Source organism: Actinomyces radicidentis (assembly GCF_001553565.1).
GTDB classification, from domain to species: Bacteria; Actinomycetota; Actinomycetes; order Actinomycetales; family Actinomycetaceae; genus Actinomyces; species Actinomyces radicidentis.
In genome coordinates, this window is the sequence record NZ_CP014228.1 from 2,550,105 (window position 1) to 2,573,620 (window position 23,516).

General features: G+C 73.3%; 22 protein-coding genes and 1 tRNA gene. 13 read left to right on the top strand and 10 right to left on the bottom strand.

Annotated elements, in window-relative coordinates; all coding sequences use genetic code 11:
- Positions 1–58 precede the first annotated feature (58 nt).
- The 6 genes from AXF14_RS10800 to gndA form a co-directional block, all read right to left on the bottom strand.
- Positions 59–577 (bottom strand): MerR family transcriptional regulator, encoded by a 519-nt coding sequence (locus AXF14_RS10800; RefSeq protein WP_067943145.1) that lies wholly within the window; start codon positions 575–577, stop codon positions 59–61.
- 334 nt (positions 578–911) lie between these two features.
- Complete coding sequence (locus AXF14_RS10805; protein WP_150118479.1) at positions 912–1,439, bottom strand: bifunctional nuclease; 528 nt, start codon at positions 1,437–1,439, stop codon at positions 912–914.
- Between the two features lie 149 nt (positions 1,440–1,588).
- On the bottom strand, positions 1,589–2,233 hold the full coding sequence (gene ftsR / locus AXF14_RS10810; protein WP_067944354.1) for a transcriptional regulator FtsR: 645 nt from the start codon (positions 2,231–2,233) through the stop codon (positions 1,589–1,591).
- Between the two features lie 80 nt (positions 2,234–2,313).
- Entirely contained in the window at positions 2,314–2,772 is a 459-nt protein-coding gene (locus AXF14_RS10815; RefSeq protein ID WP_067943148.1) for an FHA domain-containing protein, read from the bottom strand.
- A 139-nt stretch (positions 2,773–2,911) separates the two neighbouring features.
- The gene (pepN, locus tag AXF14_RS10820; protein WP_067943150.1) at positions 2,912–5,581 is read right to left on the bottom strand and encodes an aminopeptidase N; all 2,670 of its coding nucleotides are present in this window, start codon (positions 5,579–5,581) and stop codon (positions 2,912–2,914) included.
- 203 nt (positions 5,582–5,784) lie between these two features.
- Positions 5,785–7,293, bottom strand: coding sequence for an NADP-dependent phosphogluconate dehydrogenase (gndA, locus tag AXF14_RS10825; RefSeq protein WP_067943151.1), 1,509 nt, complete (start codon positions 7,291–7,293; stop codon positions 5,785–5,787).
- Positions 7,294–7,546: 253 nt separating this feature from the next.
- Between gndA and zwf the strand changes: the two genes are divergently transcribed.
- The 7 genes from zwf (at position 7,547) to AXF14_RS10860 (ending at position 14,591) form a co-directional block, all read left to right on the top strand.
- On the top strand, positions 7,547–9,016 hold the full coding sequence (gene zwf, locus AXF14_RS10830; RefSeq protein ID WP_335338927.1) for a glucose-6-phosphate dehydrogenase: 1,470 nt from the start codon (positions 7,547–7,549) through the stop codon (positions 9,014–9,016).
- Positions 9,013–10,017: a glucose-6-phosphate dehydrogenase assembly protein OpcA gene (locus AXF14_RS10835; RefSeq protein WP_067943152.1), complete on the top strand. Its 1,005-nt coding sequence runs from the start codon at positions 9,013–9,015 to the stop codon at positions 10,015–10,017. Before zwf ends, AXF14_RS10835 begins: the two co-directional genes overlap by 4 nt.
- Positions 10,001–10,861, top strand: coding sequence for a 6-phosphogluconolactonase (gene pgl, locus AXF14_RS10840; protein WP_236755599.1), 861 nt, complete (start codon positions 10,001–10,003; stop codon positions 10,859–10,861). The genes AXF14_RS10835 and pgl overlap by 17 nt, the downstream gene beginning before the upstream one ends.
- A 170-nt stretch (positions 10,862–11,031) precedes the next feature.
- Positions 11,032–11,955: an aldo/keto reductase gene (locus tag AXF14_RS10845; protein ID WP_067943154.1), complete on the top strand. Its 924-nt coding sequence runs from the start codon at positions 11,032–11,034 to the stop codon at positions 11,953–11,955.
- Positions 11,952–12,977: an HNH endonuclease family protein gene (locus AXF14_RS10850; RefSeq protein WP_084355529.1), complete on the top strand. Its 1,026-nt coding sequence runs from the start codon at positions 11,952–11,954 to the stop codon at positions 12,975–12,977. The genes AXF14_RS10845 and AXF14_RS10850 overlap by 4 nt, the downstream gene beginning before the upstream one ends.
- A gap of 10 nt (positions 12,978–12,987) precedes the next feature.
- Positions 12,988–13,452, top strand: coding sequence for an RNA-binding S4 domain-containing protein (locus AXF14_RS10855; RefSeq protein WP_067943156.1), 465 nt, complete (start codon positions 12,988–12,990; stop codon positions 13,450–13,452).
- Between the two features lie 20 nt (positions 13,453–13,472).
- Positions 13,473–14,591 carry an alpha/beta hydrolase gene (locus AXF14_RS10860; protein WP_067943157.1) on the top strand — a complete coding sequence of 373 codons (1,119 nt, stop codon included), beginning with the start codon at positions 13,473–13,475 and terminating at the stop codon, positions 14,589–14,591.
- Here AXF14_RS10860 and AXF14_RS10865 read toward each other — a convergent pair.
- Positions 14,576–15,424 carry an aldo/keto reductase gene (locus tag AXF14_RS10865; protein WP_067943159.1) on the bottom strand — a complete coding sequence of 283 codons (849 nt, stop codon included), beginning with the start codon at positions 15,422–15,424 and terminating at the stop codon, positions 14,576–14,578. The genes AXF14_RS10860 and AXF14_RS10865 overlap by 16 nt on opposite strands.
- Before the next feature lie 111 nt (positions 15,425–15,535).
- A complete protein-coding gene (locus AXF14_RS10870; RefSeq protein ID WP_067943161.1) occupies positions 15,536–16,402 on the bottom strand; it encodes an HAD family hydrolase in 867 nt (288 codons plus the stop codon).
- 273 nt (positions 16,403–16,675) lie between these two features.
- Here AXF14_RS10870 and AXF14_RS10875 point away from each other — a divergent pair, with 273 nt between their 5' ends.
- The 5 genes from AXF14_RS10875 to AXF14_RS10895 all read left to right on the top strand — a co-directional run bounded on the left by AXF14_RS10875 (position 16,676) and on the right by AXF14_RS10895 (position 21,242).
- Positions 16,676–17,842: a cytochrome P450 gene (locus tag AXF14_RS10875; RefSeq protein WP_084355530.1), complete on the top strand. Its 1,167-nt coding sequence runs from the start codon at positions 16,676–16,678 to the stop codon at positions 17,840–17,842.
- Complete coding sequence (locus tag AXF14_RS10880; protein WP_067943162.1) at positions 17,839–18,471, top strand: DNA-3-methyladenine glycosylase I; 633 nt, start codon at positions 17,839–17,841, stop codon at positions 18,469–18,471. Before AXF14_RS10875 ends, AXF14_RS10880 begins: the two co-directional genes overlap by 4 nt.
- 193 nt (positions 18,472–18,664) lie before the next feature.
- Positions 18,665–19,990 (top strand): anaerobic C4-dicarboxylate transporter family protein, encoded by a 1,326-nt coding sequence (locus tag AXF14_RS10885; RefSeq protein ID WP_236755601.1) that lies wholly within the window; start codon positions 18,665–18,667, stop codon positions 19,988–19,990.
- A gap of 172 nt (positions 19,991–20,162) precedes the next feature.
- Positions 20,163–20,663: an SRPBCC domain-containing protein gene (locus tag AXF14_RS10890; RefSeq protein WP_211260086.1), complete on the top strand. Its 501-nt coding sequence runs from the start codon at positions 20,163–20,165 to the stop codon at positions 20,661–20,663.
- 102 nt (positions 20,664–20,765) lie between these two features.
- Complete coding sequence (locus AXF14_RS10895; RefSeq protein WP_067943166.1) at positions 20,766–21,242, top strand: cupin domain-containing protein; 477 nt, start codon at positions 20,766–20,768, stop codon at positions 21,240–21,242.
- Positions 21,243–21,322: 80 nt separating this feature from the next.
- Here the strand turns inward: AXF14_RS10895 and AXF14_RS10900 are convergent, their stop codons facing one another.
- Entirely contained in the window at positions 21,323–22,051 is a 729-nt protein-coding gene (locus AXF14_RS10900) for an SDR family oxidoreductase (RefSeq protein ID WP_067943167.1), read from the bottom strand.
- Positions 22,052–22,163: 112 nt separating this feature from the next.
- Here AXF14_RS10900 and AXF14_RS10905 point away from each other — a divergent pair, with 112 nt between their 5' ends.
- Entirely contained in the window at positions 22,164–23,333 is a 1,170-nt protein-coding gene (locus AXF14_RS10905) for a M1 aminopeptidase family protein (protein ID WP_067943169.1), read from the top strand.
- Positions 23,334–23,412: 79 nt separating this feature from the next.
- Here the strand turns inward: AXF14_RS10905 and AXF14_RS10910 are convergent.
- Positions 23,413–23,486: transfer RNA gene (locus AXF14_RS10910), tRNA-Pro, on the bottom strand.
- Positions 23,487–23,516: the final 30 nt, after the last annotated feature.

The window sequence follows — 23,516 nt, forward strand, 5'->3', positions numbered from 1 at the left end:
CGAGGCCGGACGCCCGTGAAGGGAGTCCGGCCTCGGTTTCGCTTGTGGGGTGTCCGGCTCAGCCGGCCTGGCGCTTGGCGGCGCGGCGCTTGGCGAGCTCGTCCTCGACGACCGGGGGCTCCTCGGCGGTCTCGGTGGGCAGGGCGGCGAGGGAGCCCTCGACCTCGTGCCACACTCGGCCGACGGCGATGCCGAAGACGCCCTGACCGCCCTGGACGAGGTCGACGACCTCGTCGGCGCTCGTGCACTCGTAGACGGAGGCGCCGTCGCTCATGAGGGTGATGGCGGTGAGGTCCTCGACGCCGCGCTCGTGGAGGGCGTTGACGGCGATGCGGATCTGCTGGAGGGAGACGCCGGTGTCCAGGAGCCGCTTGACGATCTTGAGCAGGAGGATGTCGCGGAAGGCGTACAGGCGCTGGGAGCCGGAGCCCTTGGCGCCTCGGATCGAGGGCTCGACGAGGCCGGTGCGGGCCCAGTAGTCGAGCTGGCGGTAGGTGATGCCGGCGGCCCGGCAGGCGACGGGGCCGCGGTAGCCGGTGTTGACGTCGAGCTCGGGGAGCGGGTCGCCGAAGAGCATTCCCTGGGTGCGCTGGGGTGCGGCGGGTGCACTCGCTTCGTTCGCGCTCACTGGTGGCTCCTGTCGGTTCGGGGACGTGCGGTGGGACGCACGGTCGGGCCGGTCCTCCCGGCCGGGCACCACGATAGGTGGCGGCGGGCCCCTCCTCAATGAAGGGCGCGCCGGTCCGCCGCGTGGTGCGGGTCCCGTCGGGCCGGCCCCGCCGGGCGCCGCCCGACCGAGCGGCGGGAATCCGCGTGGTTCCGCGCCCGTCATCCTTCCGGAGGAGGAACTAGCGTGTGAGGCACCGCACAAAACGAGTCACACGAGTCACATGCGTCCCGCGTGTCGCAGGTCAGTCGACCCGGACAGCGTCCTCGTCGAGGGTCTCCAGCTCCTGCCTCCACGCCGCGACGCGGGCCTCCGAGCCCTCCGAGGCGAGGTCGAGGCGGTGCGTGTCGAGCAGCCGCTCCGTGGCGACGATCCTGAGGCCGCCCCGCTGGGTGAGCATGAGGGCGTCACCCGTCGAGCAGGCGAGCGCCTCGACCGGCGTCGGGCCGTCGGCGGCCCCCGTGCCGTGGGGACTGGCTGCCTCGGTGGAGGGCTCCCCGGATCGGCGCAGACGGATGTGCGCCGTGAGTGCCGCGTCGGCGTCCACGTCGAGCACGGCGTCGACGGGCTCGGCCCCGAGCGCGAGGCACGTGCGGGTGAGCAGGTCGACCCAGCTGGGGGCGGTGACGCCGTCGGAGCCGGAGAGGAGGAGCCCCTCGCGGGCGGTGACCGGGACGGCGACCATCGCCGGGCCGGCCACCTCGACGAGGATGGCAACGAGCCCGGTGCTGGAGTCGGTGGCGCGAACGCCCACGAGAGTCATCGGCCGCACGTCGTCAGCCTACGGACGCGCGGGCGGCGTGTCCTCGGAATGGGGTCCACGCTTGTCGATTGCACGGATCGCTCACGTCCCGTTGACGGCGGCGGGCGCCGAGGGACTCTCGCGCCCCTGGGCTGAGCGCGTCGCGCACCCAGCGAGACTCAGGACAGGGAGTCGACGGCGCGGTGGAGGAGGACCGTGTGGAGCTCGCTCATGAGGCCGGCCAGCTCGCTGGCGGCCTCCTCCCCCGCGGAGGCGGAGCGGCTGCGCTTGTGCTGGACGGCCTGGTCGATGACGTCGGCCTGGCGCTCCGCCGAGGAGCGCACGGTGCGAAGGTTGCGCAGCGGGACGCCCATGCGGTTGGCCTTGAGGGCGAGGACGACGGTGCGCAGGGCCCGGGCGTCGAAGCGGCCCTTGTGGTCCGGGGTGACGAGGCCGAGGCTCACGAGCTCGGCGACCTCCTCCTCCGTCGCGCCCGAGGCGGCGACGAGGGACTCGAGGTCCATGGGTCCCGAGACGACGCGGCCGTGGGAGGCGACGACGCGCGGCGCGACCGGTGCTGGGGCGGAGGCCTCCTCGTCCATCTCCGCGAGGCGCTCACGGATGACGGACAGCGGCAGGTACTCGTCGCGCTGCGCGGTCAGGGCGAAGCGGAGGCGCTCCATATCCGCCTTGGAGTAGCGGCGGTAGCCGTTGCCGAGGCGGTGCGGGGTGATGAGGTCCTCGGTCTCCAGGAAGCGGACCTTCGAGATCGACAGGGCCGGGAACTCGTCCTTGAGGGCGGCGACGACGTCGCCGATCTTCATGGAGGGCTCGCGGGAGACGCCCCGCGGCCAGGGGCCGGGGGCGTCGGCGGCGTCCTGCTCGGAGCGGGCGTTCAGTGGGCTCACTGCGCTGACCCCGCCGGGACCGCCTTCGCCGGGCCGGGGTGGTACGTCATCCGGTACTTGCCGATCTGGACCTCGTCGCCGGGGCGCAGGGCGGCGGACTCGACGCGCTGGCGGTTGACGTAGGTGCCGTTGAGGGAGCCGGAGTCGCGCACGAGGTAGCCGCCGTCGGGCTGGGCGAGGAAGACCGCGTGCTTGCGGGAGACGGTGACGTCGTCGAGGAAGATGTCCGCGCGCGGGTGGCGGCCCACGGTCGTCTCCTCGGAGTCGAGGAGGAAGCGGGCGCCGGTGGTCGGGCCGTGGCCGACCACGAGGAGCGCGGTGCCGGGCGGGAGGGCGGCGATGGCGGCGCGGTCCTGCTGGGACAGGCCGACCAGCGGCGCCTCGGAGTCGCTGGTGACGTCAATGGCCCCGAAGGTCTGGGTCGATGTGGGGTCGGGCTCGATCGGAGTCGACATCTGGTCCCCTCGGGTCGGGCGGTGCCCGGCGCACCGCGTTGTGCCCACCATACCGTTGCGGGCGGCGGCGTCACCATCGCGACCGGCGGGCGGCGCGTTCCCGTCGGACGCGCCGCCCGCCTGCCACGGGGAGCCGGTCTCAGCCGCGGGCGCGCAGGGCTCGGGCGAGATCGTCGCGGCCCTTGAGGACGAGGCGGCGCAGCGCCGCCGGGGCGCCGCCGTGCCCCTCGAGCCACGCGTCGACGGCCGTGAGGTCGGTCTCGTCGCCCACGGCGGGGAAGAGACCGAGCACGATACGGGTCGCGATCTCCTGGCCGCGGCCGGCCCACAGCTCCTCGAGGGAGCCGAGGTAGCGGTCGGTGAGCGGCGCGGTGAGCCCGCGGTGCGCGGCGACGGCGTAGCCGCCGATGACGGCGTCGACCTGGTCGTTGGAGAGCTCGTCCTCGGTGAGCAGGCGCGTGAGCAGCTTCTCCTTGGTGGAGGCCTTCGGCTCGGAGGAGGCGGCCTGGAGGAAGTGGATCCGGCCGGAGGCGCTCGGGTCGAGGGCGAGCTGCTCGGCGAGCTCCCCCTCCCTCAGCTCGCCGAGCCGTGCCAGCGAGATGAGGGCGCGCCAGCGCAGGTCGGCGTCGAGGTCGAGGCCGGTGAGCGCCCCGTCGAGGACCGAGCGCACTCGGCTGACGACCAGGGCGCGCTGCTCGAAGCCGAGCAGACCCGCCTGGCCGGCGGCGGCGAGCCAGGCGCGGGCCCGCACGAGCTGGGCGTCGGAGCCGGCCTCCGCGGCCTGGAGCCGCGTCCAGCCGTTCTCGCCGGGCGCGTCCGCGTCGACGCCGAGGAGCGGGACGAGGCGACCGGCCCGGTCCTCGGGACGCGCGTAGCCGAGCGCGCACAGCTGGGCCTGACCCAGCAGGGTGGTGAGCGTCGCGGGGTCGGTGGTGTCGTCGCCCTGGGACAGGACCGTCTCGATGAAGACGGCGGGGCTGAGGAGCCCGTCGCGCACGAGGTTGAACAGCGTCGACCACCACAGGGCGCGCGCCATCGGGTCGGCGAGCCGCGACAGGGCCTGGCGGGCGGTGGCCAGCGAGGCGGCGTCGGGGCGGATGACGGCGTAGGTGAGGTCCTCGTCGTTGAGCGTGACGAGGTCCGGCGCGGGCAGCCCGACGGCCTCGGGCACCTCGGCGCTCGCCGCCTCGAGGGTGACGGGCAGGCGGTGCGTGCGGGTGAGGACGCCGTCGCCGTCGAAGGAGTAGAGGCCGACGACGAGCGTGTGGGGCCGCAGGACCGGCTCCCCGGTGGCGAGGTCGGTGCCGGACTGGGCGACGGTGAGCCGCTGGATGGAGCGGCCGTCGGTCTCGAGCTCGTCGGTGAGGACCGAGGGGCCGGCGGTGCGCAGCCAGGCGTCGGCCCAGGCGTCCATGTCGCGGCCGGAGGCCTGCGAGAGGGTGCCGAGGAACCCGGCGAGGTCGCCGTTGGCGAAGGCGTGGCCGCGGAACCAGTCGCGGGCGGCGGCGAGGAAGGTCTCCTGGCCCAGGTGCGCGACGAGCTGCTTGAGGACGGCGGCGCCCTTGGCGTAGGTGATGCCGTCGAAGGCCTGGCGGGCGGCCTCGACGTCGTCGACTGTCGCGACGATCGGGTGGGTCGTGGCGGGGCGGGAGTCCTCGAGGTAGGCCCAGGCCTTGCGGGTGGAGGCGAAGGAGACCCAGGCCTCCGTGTACTCGGTGGCGGTGGCCTCGGCCCAGGTGCCCTGGTTCTCCGCGAAGGACTCCTTGAGCCAGGTGTCCTCCCACCACGTGGGGGTGACGAGGTCGCCGAACCACATGTGGCACATCTCGTGGAGGATCGTGTTGGCGCGTCCGGCGCGCTGGGCGCGGGTGACGGGACCCTGGTAGAGGTAGGCGTCCTCGTTGAAGGTGACGCAGCCCGGGTTCTCCATGGCGCCGAGGTTGTACTCGGGGACGAGGACGGAGTCGTAGGAGCCCCACGGGAAGGGGAAGGCGTAGGCCTCGTCGTAGAGGTCGAGGCCCTTGAGGGTGGTCTCGAGGAGGACGTCGCCGTCGAGGTGCTCGGCGAGGGACCGGCGGCAGGACCAGGACACGGGGACCGGGGCGTCCCCGGGGCGCAGGGCGGAGCGCCACTCGGTGGAGACGCGGTGCCACTCCCCCGCGGAGACGGCGGTGAGATAGCTCGGCAGCGGGAGCGTCGGGGTGAAGCGGGTGACGGCTGCGCCGTCGAGCTCATCGGAGCACTCGGTGGTCTCGACGAGACCGTTGGACAGGACGGTCCAGGGCTCGGGGTGGACGACGGTGAGGAGGAAGGGGGCCTTGAGATCGGGCTGGTCGGCGCAGGGCCAGGCGCGACGGGCGTCGGAGGGCTCGAAGTGCGTGTAGAGGTAGGTGCGTCCGTCCACCGGGTCGTGGAAGCGGTGCAGGCCCTGCCCGGAGTTGGAGAAGCGGCCGACGGCGTCGACGGCGACGGCGTGCTGCCCGGCGGCCAGCTCGGGCAGGGAGACGCGGGCGCCGTCCCAGGAGACCTCGACGGACTCGCCGTCGATGGTGAGCTCGCGGACCTCCTCGCCGAGGAAGTCGACCCACAGTCCGACGGCGGGGCGGTCGCCGCGCACGGTGAGCGCCAGCTCGCTGCGCACGTTGAAGCCGGTGGCGGGCCTGCTGTGGGCGGGGACGGGGGCGCTCGTGAGGTCGAGGGTGACGGTGAGGCTCTGGAGGTCGACCGTCTCGGAGCGCCAGGCGGCCTCCTCGCGGCCGAGGTTGGTCGGGCTCGTCGGGCGGGCGGGCGCGGTGGTCGGGGCGGTCATGAGCGGGGTCCTCTCGGCGGTCGGGGTGCGTGCGCGGCGGTGCGCGCGGACTCTGGCTGTGAGGCTCCCTCGCCTCCCGGGGTGCTGCGTGCTGTGGGGCGCCCGGGCGCACTCGCGTGCGTCCGGGCGCCGGTCGCCCCTCGTGCGGGGCGGTGGTCCTGGGCCGAGCCGTGGGGGCCCGGCTGGTCAGGGGCGGAGCGGGGTCAGCTCCACTTCTCCTCGGAGCGGCCGTCCTCGGCCCACAGCACGTGGTAGACGCCCTCGGGGTCGTCGACGCGGTGGTAGGTGTGCGAGCCGAAGAAGTCGCGCTGCCCCTGGACGAGGGCCGCCGGCAGGCGACCGGCGCGCAGCTGGTCGACGTAGGCGAGCGAGGAGGCGAAGGCCGGGGCGGGCACGCCGGTGAGCGCGGAGGTGGAGACGACCTCGCGCCACGAGGGCAGGGCGCCCTCGAGGGCCTGGGCGAACAGCGGCGCCGTGAGGAGGGAGGCCAGCGAGGCGTCCTCCTCGTAGGCGCGGGTGATGTCGTCGAGGAAGCGGGCGCGGATGATGCAGCCGCCGCGCCAGATGCGGGCCATGGCGCCGAGGTCGACGTTCCAGCCGTAGAGGTCCGAGGCGGTCTTGATCTCGTCGAAGCCCTGGGCGTAGGCGGCGATCTTGGAGCCGTAGAGGGCCTGGCGGACCGAGTCGATGAAGGCCTGCCTGGCGGCGTCGGCGGACAGGTCGATGGTCTGCGTGCCGACGTCGAGGCCGGCCTCGCGCACGGCGGCGCGGGCCGCGGCGGAGGAGGAGGCGGCGCGGGCGAAGGTGGCCTCGGCGATGGCCGGGACGGCGACGCCGAGCTCGAGGGCCGTCTGCGTGGTCCACACGCCCGTGCCCTTCTGACCGGCGGCGTCGACGATGACGTCGACGAAGGGCTCGCCGGTGGCCGGGTCGACACGGTCGAGGACCTCGGTGGTGATGTCGATGAGGTAGGAGTCGAGCTCGGAGGACTTCCAGGAGCGGAAGACGTCAGCGATCTCCGGGACGGACAGGCCGGCGACGTTGCGCAGGAGGTCGTAGGCCTCGCCGATGAGCTGCATGTCGGCGTACTCGATGCCGTTGTGCACCATCTTGACGAAGTGGCCGGCGCCGTCGGGGCCGACGTGGGTGCAGCAGGGGACGCCGTCGACGTGGGCGGAGATGGACTCGAGCATGGGGCCGAGGCGCTTGTAGGAGTCCTCGGTGCCGCCGGGCATGATCGAGGGGCCGAGGAGGGCGCCCTCCTCGCCGCCGGAGACGCCCATGCCGACGAAGTGGATGCCGGACTCCTTGAGGGAGGCCTCGCGGCGCTGGGTGTCCTTGTAGAAGGTGTTGCCGGCGTCGACGATGATGTCGCCCGGCTCGAGGAGCTCGCGCAGCTGGTCGATGACGGCCTCGGTGGCGGAGCCCGCCTGGACCATGATGATCGCCACGCGGGGCGTGCGCAGGGAGGCGACGAAGTCCGCCAGCTCGGTGGCGGGCACGAGCTCGCCCTCGGAGGCGTAGCGCTCCATGAGGCGGACGGTGCGCGCCTCGGTGCGGTTGTGCACCGCGACGGCGTGACCGTGGCGGGCGAGGTTCCGGGCGAGGTTGGCGCCCATGACGCCGAGGCCGTAGACGCCGATGTCGGCGGTGGCGGGGGCCGGGACGTAGGGGGCGGACTGCTGGCTCGTCGCGTCGCTGCTTGCGGTCATGAAGATGCCTTTCCTGCCCGCCGTGCGCCGGTGGGCCTCGGGGTGCGCCCAGCGGGCGCCTGCGCCGAGACTAGCGCGCACGTGCCTACAGTGGCACCACGCTCCGGTCCCGGAGCACCCCGTCCTCAGGAAGGCACACGTGGACACCCCAGACTCGCCCGTCACGCGCTCCGCCGTGCCGCAGGACGTCCAGGACAACCCGCTCCTGGACTCCCGCGACCTGCGTCTGCCGCGCATCGCGGACCCCTGCGTCATGGTGATGTTCGGCATCACCGGCGACCTCGCCCGTCACAAGCTCCTGCCGGCCATCTACGACCTGGCCAACCGCGGCCTCCTCTCCCCCGCGTTCTCGCTCGTCGGCGTCGGCCGGCGCGACTGGTCCGACGACGACATGCGCGAGTACGTCGAGAAGTCGGCCCGCGAGGGCGCCCGCACCGAGTGGAGCCCCGCGATCTGGGAGCAGCTCGCCGCCGGCATGCGCTTCGTCACCTTCTCCGACTTCGAGGACGACGAGGCCTACTCCCGTCTCACCGACGTCGTCGCCGAACTGGACGGGACCCGCGGCACGAAGGGCAACCGGGCCTTCTACCTGTCCATCCCGCCGTCCTACTTCCCGGCGGTCACCGAGCGCGTCGCGAACTCCGGCCTCGTCGACGAGGCCCCGGGCTCGTGGCGCCGTGTCGTCATCGAGAAGCCCTTCGGCCACGACCGCGCCTCCGCCCGCGAGCTCGACGAGCTCGTCGGCCGGATCGTCCGCCCCGACGACGTCTTCCGCGTCGACCACTACCTCGGCAAGGAGACGGTCCAGAACATCCTGGCGCTGCGCTTCGCGAACACGATGTTCGAGCCGCTGTGGAACCAGGGCTACGTCGACCACGTCCAGATCACCATGGCCGAGGACATCGGCATCGGGACCCGCGCCGGCTACTACGACACGATCGGCGCCGCCCGCGACGTCATCCAGAACCACCTGCTCCAGCTCCTCGCCCTCACGGCCATGGAGGAGCCTACGAGCATGGACGCGGCCGCCGTGCGCGCTGAGAAGGAGAAGATCCTCGCGGCCGTCACCCTCGAGCGCGACGGCGTCCTCGACCTCGACGCGACGACGGCCCGCGGCCGCTACGACGCCGGCTTCCAGGGCGGCGTCCCCGTTAAGGGCTACACCGAGGAGGACGGCGTCCCCGAGGAGTCGACGACCGAGACCTTCGCCGCGGTCCGCCTCGAGATCGCCAACCGGCGCTGGGCGGGCGTCCCCTTCTACCTGCGCGCCGGCAAGCGCCTGGCCCGCCGCGTCACCGAGGTCGCCGTCGTCTTCAAGAAGCCGCCCTTCCTGCCCTTCGACGCGGCCGCGACCGCCGGCGTCGGCGCGAACGCCATCGTCCTGCGGATCCAGCCGGACGAGGGCATCACGATGCGCCTGGCCTCCAAGGTCCCGGGCACGTACATGGAGCTGCGCGACGTCACCATGGACTTCGGCTACGGCGCCTCCTTCAACGACGAGTCGCCCGAGGCCTACGAGCGCCTCATCCTCGACGCGCTCCTCGGCGACGCGCCGCTCTTCCCGCACCAGCGCGAGGTGGACCTGTCCTGGCGGATCCTCGACCCCGTCATCGAGCACTGGGCCGCCTCCGGCGCGCCCGAGGGCTACCGGCCCGGCTCCTGGGGCCCCGCCGGCGCCGACGAGCTCCTCGCCCGCGACTCGCGCACCTGGAGGCGCTCATGATCACGACACTGTCCGCCACGAACACCGACCGCATCGTCTCCGAGCTCATCGACCAGGGCGCGGCCGCCGGACGCAACCGCGTCCTCACGCTGCTGGTCTCCACCGACGCGGACGGCCTCGAGGACGCCCTCGAGGCGGCCCACGGCGCCAGCCGCGACCACCCGTGCCGCGTCGTCGCCGTCGTCAACCCGCCCGAGGACGACGCCCCCGCCGGCGCCCGCTCCCGCGACGGGCACGTCCCCGCCAGCTCCGCCGGTCACCTCGACGCCCAGATCCGCGTCGGGCACGACGCCGGCGCCGGCGAGACGATCGTCCTGCTCCCCTGGGGCCAGGCCGCCGAGCACACGGACACGCTCGTCGTGCCCTTCCTGCTCCCCGATGTCCCGGTCGTCGCCTGGTGGCCGGGTCAGCCCCCGGAGAACCCCTCGGAGTCCCCGCTGGGCCGCCTCGCCACGGCGCGCGTGACGAACACGCCCTCGCAGCCCGACCCCGCTGAGGCGCTGGCGGCGCTCGCCCCGGTCTACGAGCCGGGCGACATCGACCTGGCGTGGACCCGCATCACGCTGTGGCGCGCGATGGTCGCCTCGACGCTCGACGCCGTCCTGCGCGAGCACGAGGTCGAGGAGATCGTCGTCGCCGGCGAGCCCGGCAACGCCTCCCTGTCCCTCATGATCCGATGGCTCGCGCTGCGCCTGTGCATCCCGGTGCGCCGCTGGGACGTCCCCGACGCCAAGGGCATCTCGTCGATCACGGCCACCACGGAGGACGGCACGGTCGAGATCGCCCGCAAGGACGCCGGCCGCGTCGTCATCACCCAGCCGGGCACGGCCGAGCCGCAGGTCGTCACGATGGCCCGTCGCGCGCTGGTCGTCATCATGAGCGAGGAGCTGCGCCGGCTCGCCCCGGACGCCGTCTACGCGGAGGTCCTCGAGGCCTTCGGTAAGGACCACCACGGCCCCGCGGGCTCGCAGGTCCAGGAGGGACGTGAGACCCGTGACTGAGGGGCTCAGCGCGACGGGCCGGGAGCCCGAGGAAGAGTGCCCCAGCGGCGCCGCCGACGTCATCGCCGCGGGCGCGCGCGCCCGGGCCGAGGCGCGGGTGCGCGTGAGCGCCGACCTCGCCGGAGCGGCGCAGAAGGCCGCCTCCGAGACCGCGCGGATCGCCGCCGGAGCGATCGCCGAGCGCGGCGCCGCGCACGTCGCCCTCACCGGCGGGTCCGGCGGCGAGGCGATGGCCGGGGTCCTGCCCGGTGCGCTCGCCGAGGCGGGCGTGGACCGCGAGGCCCTCGCCTCGCTGCACCTCTGGTTCGGCGACGAGCGCTACGTGCCCGCGGGCGACCCGGAGCGCAACGACGTCCTCGTCGGCCCGCTCACCGAGGCCGGCGTGCCCGAGGCCAACGTGCACCGCGTCGCCGGCCCGGACCTCGCGGCCACCCTCGAGGAGTCCGTGGGGCGCCTCGCCGAGGAGCTCCGCAGCGACGGCCCGGCCGACGGCGTCCTCGACGTCGTCCACCTGGGCATGGGCCCGGACGCGCACGTCCTCTCGCTGTTCCCGGGGCACCCGGCGGCGCTGACGCTCGGCACCGACGTCGTCGCCGTCGAGGACTCCCCCAAGCCACCGCCGCGGCGCGTCTCCCTCACCTTCGAGGTGCTGCAGCGGGCGCGGTCCGTCATGGTCGTCGCCGGCGGTACCGGCAAGGTCGAGGCCGTCGCCAAGGCCCTCGGCGAGGCGGACCCGGTGGCCGCTCCCGCCTCCTGCGCGCGCGGCGTGGAGACGACCTTCTACCTCGACGAGGCCGCCGCCGCGGGCGCGCCCGGCGCCGACGAGGGCACCGCGACCGACTGACTCGGACGACGGCGCTCCTCGTGGCGCGCACCGCCCGGCCCGGTCGGCCGGTCCCACCGCCCGGTACGGCCGGGCACCACAGGGGCCGTGCTGACCGGGCCGCTCCCCGCCCTGGGGACGCGCCGGGGACGAGCGCGGTTCTCGTCGCGGGTGCGGCATAGCCTGCCGCCATGAAGACCCGGCCTCTCGGCACCTCCGAGCTCACCGTCCCCAACGTCGTCCAGGGGTGCATGCGCATCAAGGACATGTCCGACGCCGAGATCCGCGCCCTTGTCGACGCCGACCTCGAGGCCGGCATCACCATGTTCGACCACGCCGACATCTACGGCGGGGACCACGCCTGCGAGGAGCGCTTCGGCACCGCGCTGGACTGGTCGGCCCAGGAGCGCGAGCAGGTCGTCATCCAGTCCAAGTGCGGCATCCGCGACGGCTGGTTCGACTTCTCCACCGGGCACATCCTCGAGGCGGTTGACGCGACCCTGGCTGCCCTGCGCACCGACTACCTCGACGTCCTCCTCCTGCACCGCCCGGACGCCCTCGTGGAGCCCGAGGAGGTCGCCGAGGCCTTCGACCGCCTCGCCGAGTCCGGCAAGGTCCGCCACTTCGGCGTCTCCAACCACACCCGCGGGCAGATGGAGCTCCTGCGCGCCACGGTGAGGCAGCCCCTCGTCGCCAACCAGCTCCAGCTCTCCGTCGCCCACGCCCCGATGATCGCCGAGGGCGTCGCCCTCAACATGTTCGAGGACCAGGGCACCAACCGCACCGGCGAGGTCCTCGACTACTGCCGCCTCACGAGCACGACCGTCCAGGCGTGGTCCCCCTTCCAGGCACCCGGCTGGTCCGGTCCCTTCCTCGGGGACCGGGAGCGCTACGGCGAGCTCAACGACGTCGTCGACCGCCTCGCGGGCGGGTACGGCGTCGCCCCCGAGGCCATCGCCACCGCGTGGATCACCCGCCACCCGGCACGCATGCAGGTCGTCCTCGGGACGACCCGCATCGAGCGCGTCCGCGCCTGCGCCGACGGCTCCGAGCTGCCACTCACCCGCGAGCAGTGGTACGAGGTCTTCCGCTCCGCGGGGCACATCGTCCCGTGACCGCTGCCGGCCACCGGTCCGGCCGCGGCGCCGGCGTCCGGCGCGCCGCTACCGCCGCGGCGGCGGTGCTCGTCGCGCTGGCAGTGCCGACGGCACCGTCGGGCGCGACCGCACCGACTCCTTCGACCAGCCCGTCGGCCACCCCGGTCGCCTGGGACGATCGCGGCTCCATCGTGCTCTCCGCCCCTGAGGCGCTCACCGCCCTCCGCGACCTGCCCGCCGACTCCCCCGCAGCCGTCTCCTGGGGCGAGGGCGGCTCGCGCACCGGTTGGTTCGGCGAGGCCTGGGAGGACGTCGACGGCGACGGCTGCGACACGCGCAACGAGATCCTCGGCCGCGACCTCGTGGACGCCGACTACTCCCGCGCCGACGGCGTCCAGTCGCTCGCCCAGGGCCGCGGCGAGGGCGTCTCGTCCTGCCCGGACGCCACCGTCTACGCGGGCACGCTCCACGACCCGTACACCGGGAGCACGATCGCCTTCACCCGGGGCAAGGACACCTCGGCGGCCGTCCAGATCGACCACGTCGTCCCCCTCAACTACCTCTACGCCCACGGCGCCTGGGCCTGGGACGAGCGCACGCGCCTCCTCGTCGCCAACGACCCGCTCAACCTCCTCTCCGTCGACGGCGAGGCCAACCAGGGCAAGGGCGCCTGCGGCCCCGCCACCTGCCCGGTCGGCTCGACGGAGACCGACTCGTGGGACACGGCGTCCGGCGAGGGCTGGTGGCCGCCGGACGGGACCGAGCGATGCGCCTACGCCGAGCGCTTCGTCAGCGTCCTCGCCGCCTACGGGCTCGGCGTGCCGCAGGCCGACCACGACGCCCTGGCGACGACGCTGCGTTCCTGCGCGACCGGAGGTGACGGCGCCCCGAGCATCCTCGAGCGCACGGGCCCGGTCATCACGAGCACGGGAGACCTCCTCCTCCACCGGCATCAGTACACCGCGGCGCTCGTGGCCGGGCTCCTCCTCATCGGCGCGGGGGTCGTGGCTCGTGCCCGCCGCCCGCTGCGCCGCCGCTAGGATCGCGGCCATGGTGAGCAGGCGGACGGCGCGAGAGCAGGCGATCCAGGCGGCCCTCGAGACCGGCGGACCGACATCCACCCGCGTCGACGTGTGGTTGTGGGCCGTGCGCCAGTGCAAGTCCCGCTCCGCCGCCACCACCGCCTGCCGCGCCGGCCACGTCCGCGTCAACGGCGACCCCGCCAAGCCCGCCCAGCAGGTCACCATCGGCGACGAGGTCCGCTACCGCGTCGACGGCTTCGACCGGCTTCTCATCGTCAAGCGGATCCTCCTCAAGCGCGTCGGCGCACCGATCGCCCGCACCGCCTACACGGACCTCTCGGCGCCCCGCCCCTCGCCGCTGGACGCCCCCGCCGCCATCATCCGCGACCGCGGCGCCGGACGCCCCACCAAGAAGGAGCGGCGCCAGCTCGACGCCCTGCGCGGCGGCCTCGGAGCGCCCCTCGACATCGAGCACCTCCTCGACGAGGACTGACCGAGCACCCAGGAGGCACCATGCCGCGGATCCCCCGCCCCACGGCGGGCGCCGTCGCGCTCGCCGCCATCTCCGCGCTCGGGGTGCTGGGCGCCGTGGGCGCCACCGCCCGTCAGCGCGACCTGGGGGACTCACTCCAACGCGTGCAGCCCGGTCTGCGAGCCCCGCTGCTCGTCGTCGGGCGCGGGCGAGTCGGAGAACCCGTCGCGCCGGAGGACGTCGGGAGCGTCCTTGCCGGCAGGCCGGCGACCGTGGCGACGCGGGCCGTCTTCCCGCGGGGCCTCGGACGTCGGACGGTCATCCCGGAGGGCGGTGAGGAGGTCCCCGTCTGGTTGTACGAGCGGGAGACCGCGAGCCCTGAGGACGAGGCGGGTCGGGCGGGCTCCTCCGACGCGCTCAGACCGGCCGTCGTGTGGATCCACGGCGGCGGCTACGTCGGGGGCGATCCCGCCCAGGACCACGGCCTGTGCAACCTCATCGCACGGCGCACCCACGGCCTCGTGGTCAGCGTCGACTACCGACGTGCGCCGCAGCACCCCTACCCGGCCGCCCTCGAGGACTGCTGGAGCGCGCTGACCTGGGTGCACGAGCACGCCGAGGAGCTCGGCGTGGACCCGTCGCGCGTCGCCGTCGGGGGCTCGAGCGCCGGAGGCGGGCTCGCCGCGGCCCTCACGCAGCGTGCCCGCGACGAGGGCCTCCCCCTCGCCTTCCAGATGCTCGTGTACCCGATGCTCGATGACGCCACCGGCGCCGGGGGCGTCGAGGTGCCCGGACTCGGCGAGTTCGTCTGGACCGCGCGTTCGAACGCAGAGGGCTGGGCCGCCTACCTCGGGCACCCCGCTGGGGAGCCGGACGAGCGTCCGTGGGCCGTTCCCGCCCGCGCTCAGGATCTGTCAGGGCTGCCGGACGCGTGGATCGGCGTGGGCGACCTCGACCTTTTCCTCGACGAGGACCTCGCCTACGCCGAACGGCTGCGTGGGGCCGGGGCCGAGGTGGACGTCCACGTCGAGCCGGGCATGTACCACGGCGCCGACTACTGCACGTGGTCGGCGTCGATGCGCGCCTTCCGGGAGAGCGGCGTTGACGCGCTCGCGCAGGCCCTCAGGAGGGTCCGGCCGGGCTCTCAGAGCTCCTCGTAGGTGGCCGGGTCCTGGCCGGCGAGTCGGCCGTCCGGGCGGCCGAGCGCCGTGATCTCCTCGATCTCCGAGGGCTCGAGGCGGATCTGCGCCGAGGCGAGGTTCTCCACCTGGCGCGCGGGGGTCGAGGACTTCGGGATCGGCGTCACGCCGCGCGAGACGTGCCAGGCGAGGACGGCCTGCGCGGGGGTGATGCCGTGGGCCTCGGCGACGCGGCCGATGACGGGGTCCTGGAGGAGGTCCGAGCTTCGGCCGATCGGGCTCCAGGCCTCGGTGAGGACGCCGCGCTCGGCGTCGGCGCCGACCTGCTCGGTGTTGGGGAAGCGCGGGTGCGACTCGATCTGGTTGACGACCGGCAGCACGCCCGTCTCCCGTTCGAGCCGGTCGAGGTGCTCGGGCAGGAAGTTCGAGACGCCGATGGCGCGCACGAGGCCGCGCTCGCGCGCCTCGATGAGGGCCCGCCACGTGTCGACGTACTTGTCGAGCTTCGGGTTCGGCCAGTGGATGAGGTAGAGGTCGATGGGGCCGATCGGCGCCATGCGGGCGGCGGACTCCTCGATGGCGGCGAGGGCCTCGTCGTAGCCGAAGTGGCGCCCCGGGACCTTCGAGGTGACGGTGAGCTCGGACCTCTCCGCGAGCGAGGCGTCGACGGCGCGGGCGACGCCCAGGGCGACGCTCGCCTCGTTCTCGTAGGAGAAGGCGGAGTCGATGAGGCGATAGCCGTTCTCGATGGCGGAGCGGACCGCCTCGGCACCGGACTCGCCGCGGAGGGTGTAGGTGCCGAAGCCGATGGCCGGGAGCGTGTACGTGCTGGTGGTGTCCTGCTGCGTGCTCATGGCTCCCACCGTACGCGGCGGTCTGGGGCCGTGCAGGTCGGCGGGCCACGAGGGCATCCGCCCCCCGGTGCGGCGCGCTGCCTCCCCGAGCCCGGGCCGAGGAAGGGGGGCTCAGCCTCGGGCGGCGAGGAGCGCGTCGACGGCGCGGATGACGCCGTTGTCCGTGTTGGCAGGCGCCACGTATCGGGCGAGCTCGCGGATCTCCGGGTGCGCGTTCGCCATGGCGAAGGACGGGCCGGAGAAGGCGTAGAGGTCGCGGTCGTTGAGGTAGTCGCCGAAGGCGGCGGTCTGCTCCGGCGCGACGCCGAGGCGTCGCTGGATCGCGTCGAGGGCGCGGCCCTTCGAGGCGGCCGACGGCATCATGTCGGTCCAGTGCGCCCCCGAGACGACGGTCTGGACGGTGGGCACGGCGGCCCTGAGGTCCGGGGCGGCCTCGCGCTCGATGTCCCCGAAGTCGTAGACGGCGACCTTGAGGACGTCGTCGAGCGGGAGGGCAAGGAGGTCGTCGACGACCTCGAGCGCCTCGTAGTACTTGACGCACTGCTCGACGAAGCGCTCGTCGGAGCGGTCGATGTAGGCGCAGCGCTTGCAGGCGACGACGGCGCCGACGTCGAGCCCGTTCCCGGCGAGGCGCCGCGTCACCTCGATGGCGGCGACGGCCTCGTCCTTGCTGATCGTGTCGGAGTGGACCTCCTCGTCGCCGATGACGACGAAGGTGCCGTTCTCCGCGATGACGGGTCCGCCGTCGAGGACGTGGCCGAGGACGCCGTGCAGGTTGGCGAGCTGGCGGCCCGAGGCCGGGGCGAAGAGGACGCCAGCCTCGCGCCAGCGGGCGACGGCCTCGCCCAGGTCCGCGGGGACACGGCCCTCTCCGTCGAGCAGCGTCCCGTCCATGTCCGCGATGACGAGGCGCAGGTCGGTGGGCTCGTACTGCGCGAAGGGGGTCGGCTCCGCCGGGGCGTAGGGGGTGTCCGTCATGCTCCGATCCTCTCAGACGGTCTGGCGGCTCCCCGCCGGCTCCGGGGTGAACGGGCTCACTCGTACCAGTAGCCCGTGAAGGAGTCCTTGTAGACGTGGTAGGCGCCGGTCGGGGAGTCGGCGCCGTCGGGGACGTCGGAGGTGACGGGGCCCGAGACAGAGGTGCCGCGGAGGCCGAGGAGTACGCGGCGAGGACGAGACCCGGCAGGCGGTGCGCCCCTCGCGTGACTCCTCCATCACGAGGACGTGACGCTGGTCTGCGAGAATCGTCGCATGACCGAGCCGAGCCGCTGCCCCGTCCAACACGCCGCCCCCGCCGACGTGCCCGCCGCCGAGCTCCCGCACGACGCCGACCGCGCCGCCGCGGACACGACCGACCCCCGCGGTCGCCCCCTCGTCCGCTCCCACGCCGAGGCCGTGCGCGTCGCCCAGGACGCCGCCACCTTCTCCAACCACGTCTCCCGCTTCCTCCAGGTCCCCAACGGCCTGGACGGTGAGGAGCACCGCGAGATGCGCGAGCTCCTCGATCCCTTCTTCTCGACCGAGGCGATGGTCCGCCTCAAGCCGCGCGTCGAGAACGTGGCGGACTCCCTCGTCGAGTCCCTCGTGCCGGGCGCGCCCATCTGGTCCGTGCGCGAGATCGGCTCCGTGTACGCCGTGCGCGCGCAGTCGACGTGGCTGGGCTGGCGCTCCGACGTCGAGGACGAGCTCATCGAGTGGATGGACGCGAACCACGAGGCGACGCGCTCCGGCGAGCTCACCCGCACGCGCGAGGTGGCCGAGTGGTTCGACCGCATCATGCGCGGCCTCGTCGCCGAGCACCGCGAGTCCCACGGCCCGGAGGACGTCACGCACGCCCTCACCCTCGTCACCAAGGGCGACGGCGCGCCGCTCAGCGAGGAGGAGCTCGTCTCGATCCTGCGCAACTGGACCGGCGGCGACCTCGGCTCCCTGGCCCTGTGCACGGGCGTGCTCCTCCACTGGCTCGTCGAGCACCCGGAGCGCCAGGCCGAGTGGCCCGTGCTGTCCGACTCCGCCCTCGACCGCGCCATCGACGAGGTCCTGCGCATCGACGACCCCTTCACGTCCAACCGCCGTGTCACCACCTGCCCCGTCCACGTGGCCGGCCGGGACCTCGAGGCCGGCACGCAGGTCGTCATCGACTGGACGAGCGCGAACCGCGACCCGGAGGTCTTCGGCGACCCCGACTCCTACGACCCCGAGGGCCACGCCGCGGACAACCTCGTCTACGGCACCGGCGCCCACGTCTGCCCCGGTCGACCGCTGGCCACCCTCGAGCTCCGCGTCCTCGTGCGCGCGCTGCTGGCCCAGTTCCGCGTCTCGCGCGCCGAGGGCGAGGCCGCCCGCGCCCAGTGGCCGCTGGGCGGCTGGGAGCGCCTGCCCGTGCTCCTCACCGAGGTCGACGGCGGCGCCGAGTGAGCGAGACCGGTCCCGCCCCGGCGGCGGACTCGGGTCTCGTCGTCGGCGAGGACGGACTCGCCCGCCCCGCCTGGGCGGCCACGGACCCGCTCCTGCGCGAGTACTACGACACCGAGTGGGGGATGCCGGTGCGCGACGAGCGCGGCGTCTTCGAGCGCCTCAGCCTCGAGGCCTTCCAGTCGGGCCTGTCCTGGGCGACGATCCTGCGCAAGCGCCCCGCCTTCCGGAAGGCCTTCGCGGGCTTCGAGCCCGACGCCGTCGCCGCCTTCAGAGAGGACGACGTCGAGCGTCTCCTCGCCGACGCCGGCATCGTGCGCAACCGCGCCAAGATCCTTGCGACGATCTCCAACGCCGCGGCGACCGTCCGCCTGCGGGAGGCCGACGACGTCGACGGCGGGCTCGCCGGCCTCGTGTGGTCCTACCGGCCCGAGAGGACGCCCGAGCCGCGCACGCTCGCCGAGGTCCCGACGCGCTCGGCGGAGTCCGAGGCGATGGCGAGGGACCTCAAGAGGCGCGGCTTCCGCTTCGTGGGGCCGACGACCGCCTTCGCCCTCATGGAGGCCCTCGGCATCGTCGACACGCACCTCGTGGGCTCCCACCGCCGCGGCAGCTCGGGCGTCTGGGCCTGAGGCGGTCGACGGTGCGGTCCGCGCCTCCGGGCCCGGGCGGCCTGCGTCAAAGGTCCGTCATCCGCCCTGACTTGCGCTTCTAAACTGGTCGGGCGTCCTCCCGATCCACGTCGTTCCCGCCCCTCCCAGGGCCGAGTCCCTCTGCGACCTGAAGCGGCGCGCTCCCCGGGACGCTGCGCGTCCCCATCCTCGCGTGAAGGACCTCGCCGTGATCTGGCTCCACCTCCTCGTCGTCCTGCTCTTCATCTTCATCGGCGCGCGCTTCGGCGGTATCGGGATCGGGCTCGCCGGTGCGGCCGGCATCCTCGTCCTCGCGGCCACCGGCGTCACGGTGACGACCGACGACGTGCCCTGGTCCGTCGTCGGCATCATCATGGCGGTCATCTGCACCGTCGCCGCGCTCCAGGTGGTCGGCGCCATGGACCACCTGGTCCACCTCACGGCCGTCCTCCTGCGCAACCACCCGAACCAGATCACCTACCTGGCTCCGCTGGTCACCTTCCTCATGTCCATGATGTGCGGCACGGGGCACACCGCCTACTCCGTCATCCCCGTCATCGTCGACGTCGCCAAGGAGCACGGCATCCGGCCCTCGCGGCCGCTGTCGATCGCGGTCGTCGCCTCCCAGATCGGCGTGGCCGCCTCGCCCATCTCGGCGGCCATGGTCGCCCTCGTCGTCGCTCTCGAGCCGCTGCACGTCGGTTACCTCCAGTGCCTCGCGATCGTCATCCCGACCACCTTCATCGGCTGCGCCGTCGGCGCCGTCGTCGCCGCCCGCCAGGGCAAGGAGCTGGGGGACGACCCGGTCTACAAGGACCGCATAAGCAAGGGCCTCGTGAAGCCCTCCGCCGCCGCGGACGAGAACTACTCCGCGCCGAAGGGCGCCATCGCCGGCCTGTGGATCTTCGTCGTCGCCCTCGTCCTCGCCGTCGCCTACGCGACGGTCTCCTCCGACGAGCTCGGCATCTGGGACAACCCGCCGATGGGCTCCACCGCCGCCATCATGCTCATCATGATGACCGCTGCGGCCGTCATCTGCCTCGTCGCCAAGAAGCCGATGGGCTCGATCCCGCAGCAGGACACCTACCGCGCCGGCATGACCGCTGCCGTCTGCATCATGGGCCTGGCGTGGCTGGGCAACACCTTCGTCAACGCCTACTCGGACCAGATCTCCAGCGCGCTGTCCGGCCCGCTGCAGTCGCAGCCCTGGCTCGCCGCCGTGTTCTTCTACTTCGCCGCGCCGCTCATGTTCTCGCACGCGGCGACGACGGCGGCCTTCATGCCGCTCATGGTCAAGCTGAGCCTCCCGGCCACGGCGCTCGTCGCCTCCTACCCGGCGGTCGCGAACTACTACCTCCTGCCGAACTACCCCACGACCATCGCCGCCATGGAGATGGACGACACGGGCTCCACGCGCGTCGGCAAGAACGTCTTCGCCCACCCCTTCGTGCTCCCGGGCACGGTCTCCATCGTCGTCTGCATCGCGCTCGGCTTCCTCCTGGCGCCGATCGTCCTCTGAGCGCTCCGCTCTCCTGATCCCGGTGCCCCGGTCCTGGTGCGAGGGCCGGGGCACCGTCCTATCCGCGCTTGCCTGCGCCTCTCCCCCACGTAGCCACGCACCCCTGCGGGACGTGGCGAGCTCTCGGAACCTGTCTCCGGGCACGATGCCGCGTGGTAGAACCAGCGACACCGTGACCGACACTGACACCGGCGCCGAGGTGACGGCCCTGGACCGTCTGCAGTTCATCGTCTTCGGCTTCGTCTCCCGGCCGAGCTCCGAGGTCTACGAGGCCGTCGTCGATCCGGAGCAGATCTCCCGCTACTTCACGACGGGAGGGGCGGACGGCCGCCTCGAGCCCGGCAACGAGGTCACCTGGGACTTCGCCGACTTCCCGGGCCGCTTCCCCGTGACGCCCGTTGAGGCCGAGCCGGGGCGATGCGTCGTCATCGAGTGGGGCGCCGCGGAGTCGACGACGGCCGACGGCACCGCGACCACCAGGGTGACCTTCACCTTCGAGCCCGTCGGCGGCGACGCGCGCACCAAGGTGACGATCGCCGAGGACGGCTGGCGCGTCACCCGCGACGGCGCGGCGGCCGCCTTCGGCAACTCGATGGGCTGGACCGGGTTCCTCGCGGCCCTCAAGGTGTGGATGGTGCACGGCATCAACCTCCGCGAGGGCTTCTACGCCTGAGCGGTGCGGCCGTGCCGGTGTCGCCGCTCACGCTGCGGAGGACGCCCGGCGCCCTTACCGTGGGAGGCACGGTGCCGACGACGGCACCCGGAAGGAGACACCATGAAGATCGTCGACAACGGCCCCCAGCCGAACGCCTTCGACATCGAGACGGCGACGCGCGAGAACGAGAACTACCGGACCACCGCCTGGACCGGCAAGTACTTGCAGGTCACCCTCATGTCCATCCCCGTGGGCTCCTCGATCGGCCTCGAGGCGCACCCCGACACGGACCAGTTCCTCCGGCTCGACGCCGGTCAGGGCCGGTGCGTCATGGGTCCGGCCGAGGACGAGCTCACCTTCGAGCAGGAGGTCACGGACGGCTGGTCCGTGCAGGTCCCCGCCGGCACCTGGCACGACATCATCAACACCGGCGACGAGCCGATGCAGGTCTACGCCGTCTACGCCCCCAGCCACCACGCGCAGGGCATCGTCCAGGCGACCGCCGAGTACGCGGAGAAGGACGAGGAGTCCGGCAAGGACACCCCGCCGGAGTGGACGGTCCAGCCCGACGACGCCGCTGACGACGAGCACGCCTGATCACTCGGTGCGAGACGGCGTGAGGGGCTCATCCGGCATCGGATGAGCCCCTCACGCCACCGTGGGGACGAGCCTGGCGCTCACACCAGGGAGGCGCCGCCGTCGACGTAGAGCGTCTGACCCGTGATGAAGCCGGCCGTCATGAGGAAGAGGTACGCGTCGGCGACCTCGCCGATGGTCGCGGTACGCCGCAGGGGGAAGGACTCGGCCATGTGACGGCGGGTCGCCTCCAGGTCCTCGGGCGGCACGTCGCGCCACAGGGGCGTCGGCGTCCACGCCGGTGCGACGGCGTTGACGCGGGCGCCGGGCGCGAGCTCGACGGCGAGCCCGCGCACCATCGTGGAGATGGCCTGGTTGCCGATGATGGCTCCCGAGGCGCCCTGCGGAGTGCCTCCGGCGCCCGCGGTGAGCGTGAGGCTCCCGCCCTCCCGGAGGTGCGGGGCGGCGGCGCGCGCGATCGTCAGGCTCGCGGTGAACTTGCCCTCGATCGTCCGGATAATCTCCTCCACCGGCGCCGAGAGGAACCCGCCTCCCATGGCGCCGCCGACGGTGGAGACGAGGTGGTCGAGCTCGCCGACGCGCTCGAAGAGCTCAGCGGCGGAGGCCGGGTCCGAGGCGTCCAGGGCATGCCCCGTCACCGGTGCCGTCGAGTCCATGGCGTCGACGACGCGGTGGAGCTTGTCCTCGTCGCGCCCGACGAGGACCAGTTCTGAGCCCTGCTCCGCGGCCTTCCTCGCGACCTCGAGCCCGAAGCCGGAGGTCCCTCCGATGACGACGACGGTGGTGCCGGACAGTGCTGAGCTGGTCATGTGGTCGAGTCCCCGTTTGCACGACGTCCGTGCGGGCGCCGTGCTCGCCGTGATCTTAGACCGGCCGACTGGTCCTGCACGGACCGGCAGCCGCGGTGCTTGAATGGCTGCCATGAGGCTGGGGCTCGACGTCACGCTGGATCCCGACACCCGTGTCATCGAGGCGGCGGCCCTTCTGGACGGGTTCAGCGAGTTCTTCCTGCACCGCGCGCTCACGATCCGCACGGAGGCGCCCGGGGACCTCGTGGCGTCCCAGACGGTGTGCCCCTTCCTCGACGAGGACGCCACCGCGTGGACCGTCGCACCCGCGCACGAGGGGCCGGTGAGGATCTCGTACCGGGGTGCGCTGCCTGCGGACCTCGCCGAGGGGACGAACCTCATCGAGGCCGACCGCCTCGAGCTCTCGCTGTACTCGGCATGGTTCCCCGTCCCTGCGGACCTCGGCGCCTTCGCCTGGACGCTCCGGCTGCACTTGTCCGACGGCTGGACCGCGGTCTCCAACGGCCGGGCTGTTCCGGGCGGATTCGAGTCCGACGAGGCCGCCACTACCGGTGACGTCGTCGTCGCCGCCTCGCCGACGGTGCTCGTCGAGGAGGTCGATGGGCTGGCCCGCGTGGTCCAGGTCGGTCGGGGCTCGTCGCTCGCGGCGTCCGTCGGTGCGCTCTCGCGCAGCGCGCTCGAGCGGCTGGGCAGCGCGTACGGCGTGCTCGACGTCGTCGACCCGATGACGATCGTCTTCACGAACCGCGGGGGCTACGCCTACAGCCGCCTTCCCGCGATCTTCCTGGCCGGCGCCGGTACCGGGGACGCCTCGCGGGACCTGCACACGGTGCTCCACGAGCTCGGCCACCTGCGGTGGAGCGTCGCGCCGGCGGACGGCGTCGAGGACTGGCTCAATGAGGCGCTCGCCGAGTACAGCGCCCTGTGGCTGAGTCGGGAGCTCCTCGGAGCCGGGTTCGCCGCGAGGCTCCTCGACGGCTACCGCGACGTCGCGCAAAGGGCGGCCTCGCCGGCCGTCGTCGAGATGGGCGCGGACCAGGAGCAGTCCTTCTACGCCAACAAGTACGCCCGCGGGGCGCTGCTCTTCGACCACCTCGGGAAGGCGCTCGGCTGGGAGCGCTGCAACGCGGTGCTCTCCGCGTGGCACGGTCAGTGGGCGGCCACCGGTGGTGCGACGACGCAGTCACTCCTCGACGTGATCGGGCAGGAGGACGCGGATGCCATGGAGGCGGTCCGGTGCTGCATCACGACGGAGTCATGGGACGGGACCTGGCACGTCTGACGCTGCGGATCGTTCAGCACCGTCAACTGCGCGTCGGGGCACGAGAAAACCGCCGCGATCATCGCGGCGGTTTCATCCGTCGGGCTGGCGGGATTTGAACCCACGACCCCCTGACCCCCAGTCAGGTGCGCTACCAAGCTGCGCCACAGCCCGTTGCCTCGCGGACCAGGTCCGCTCGGAACG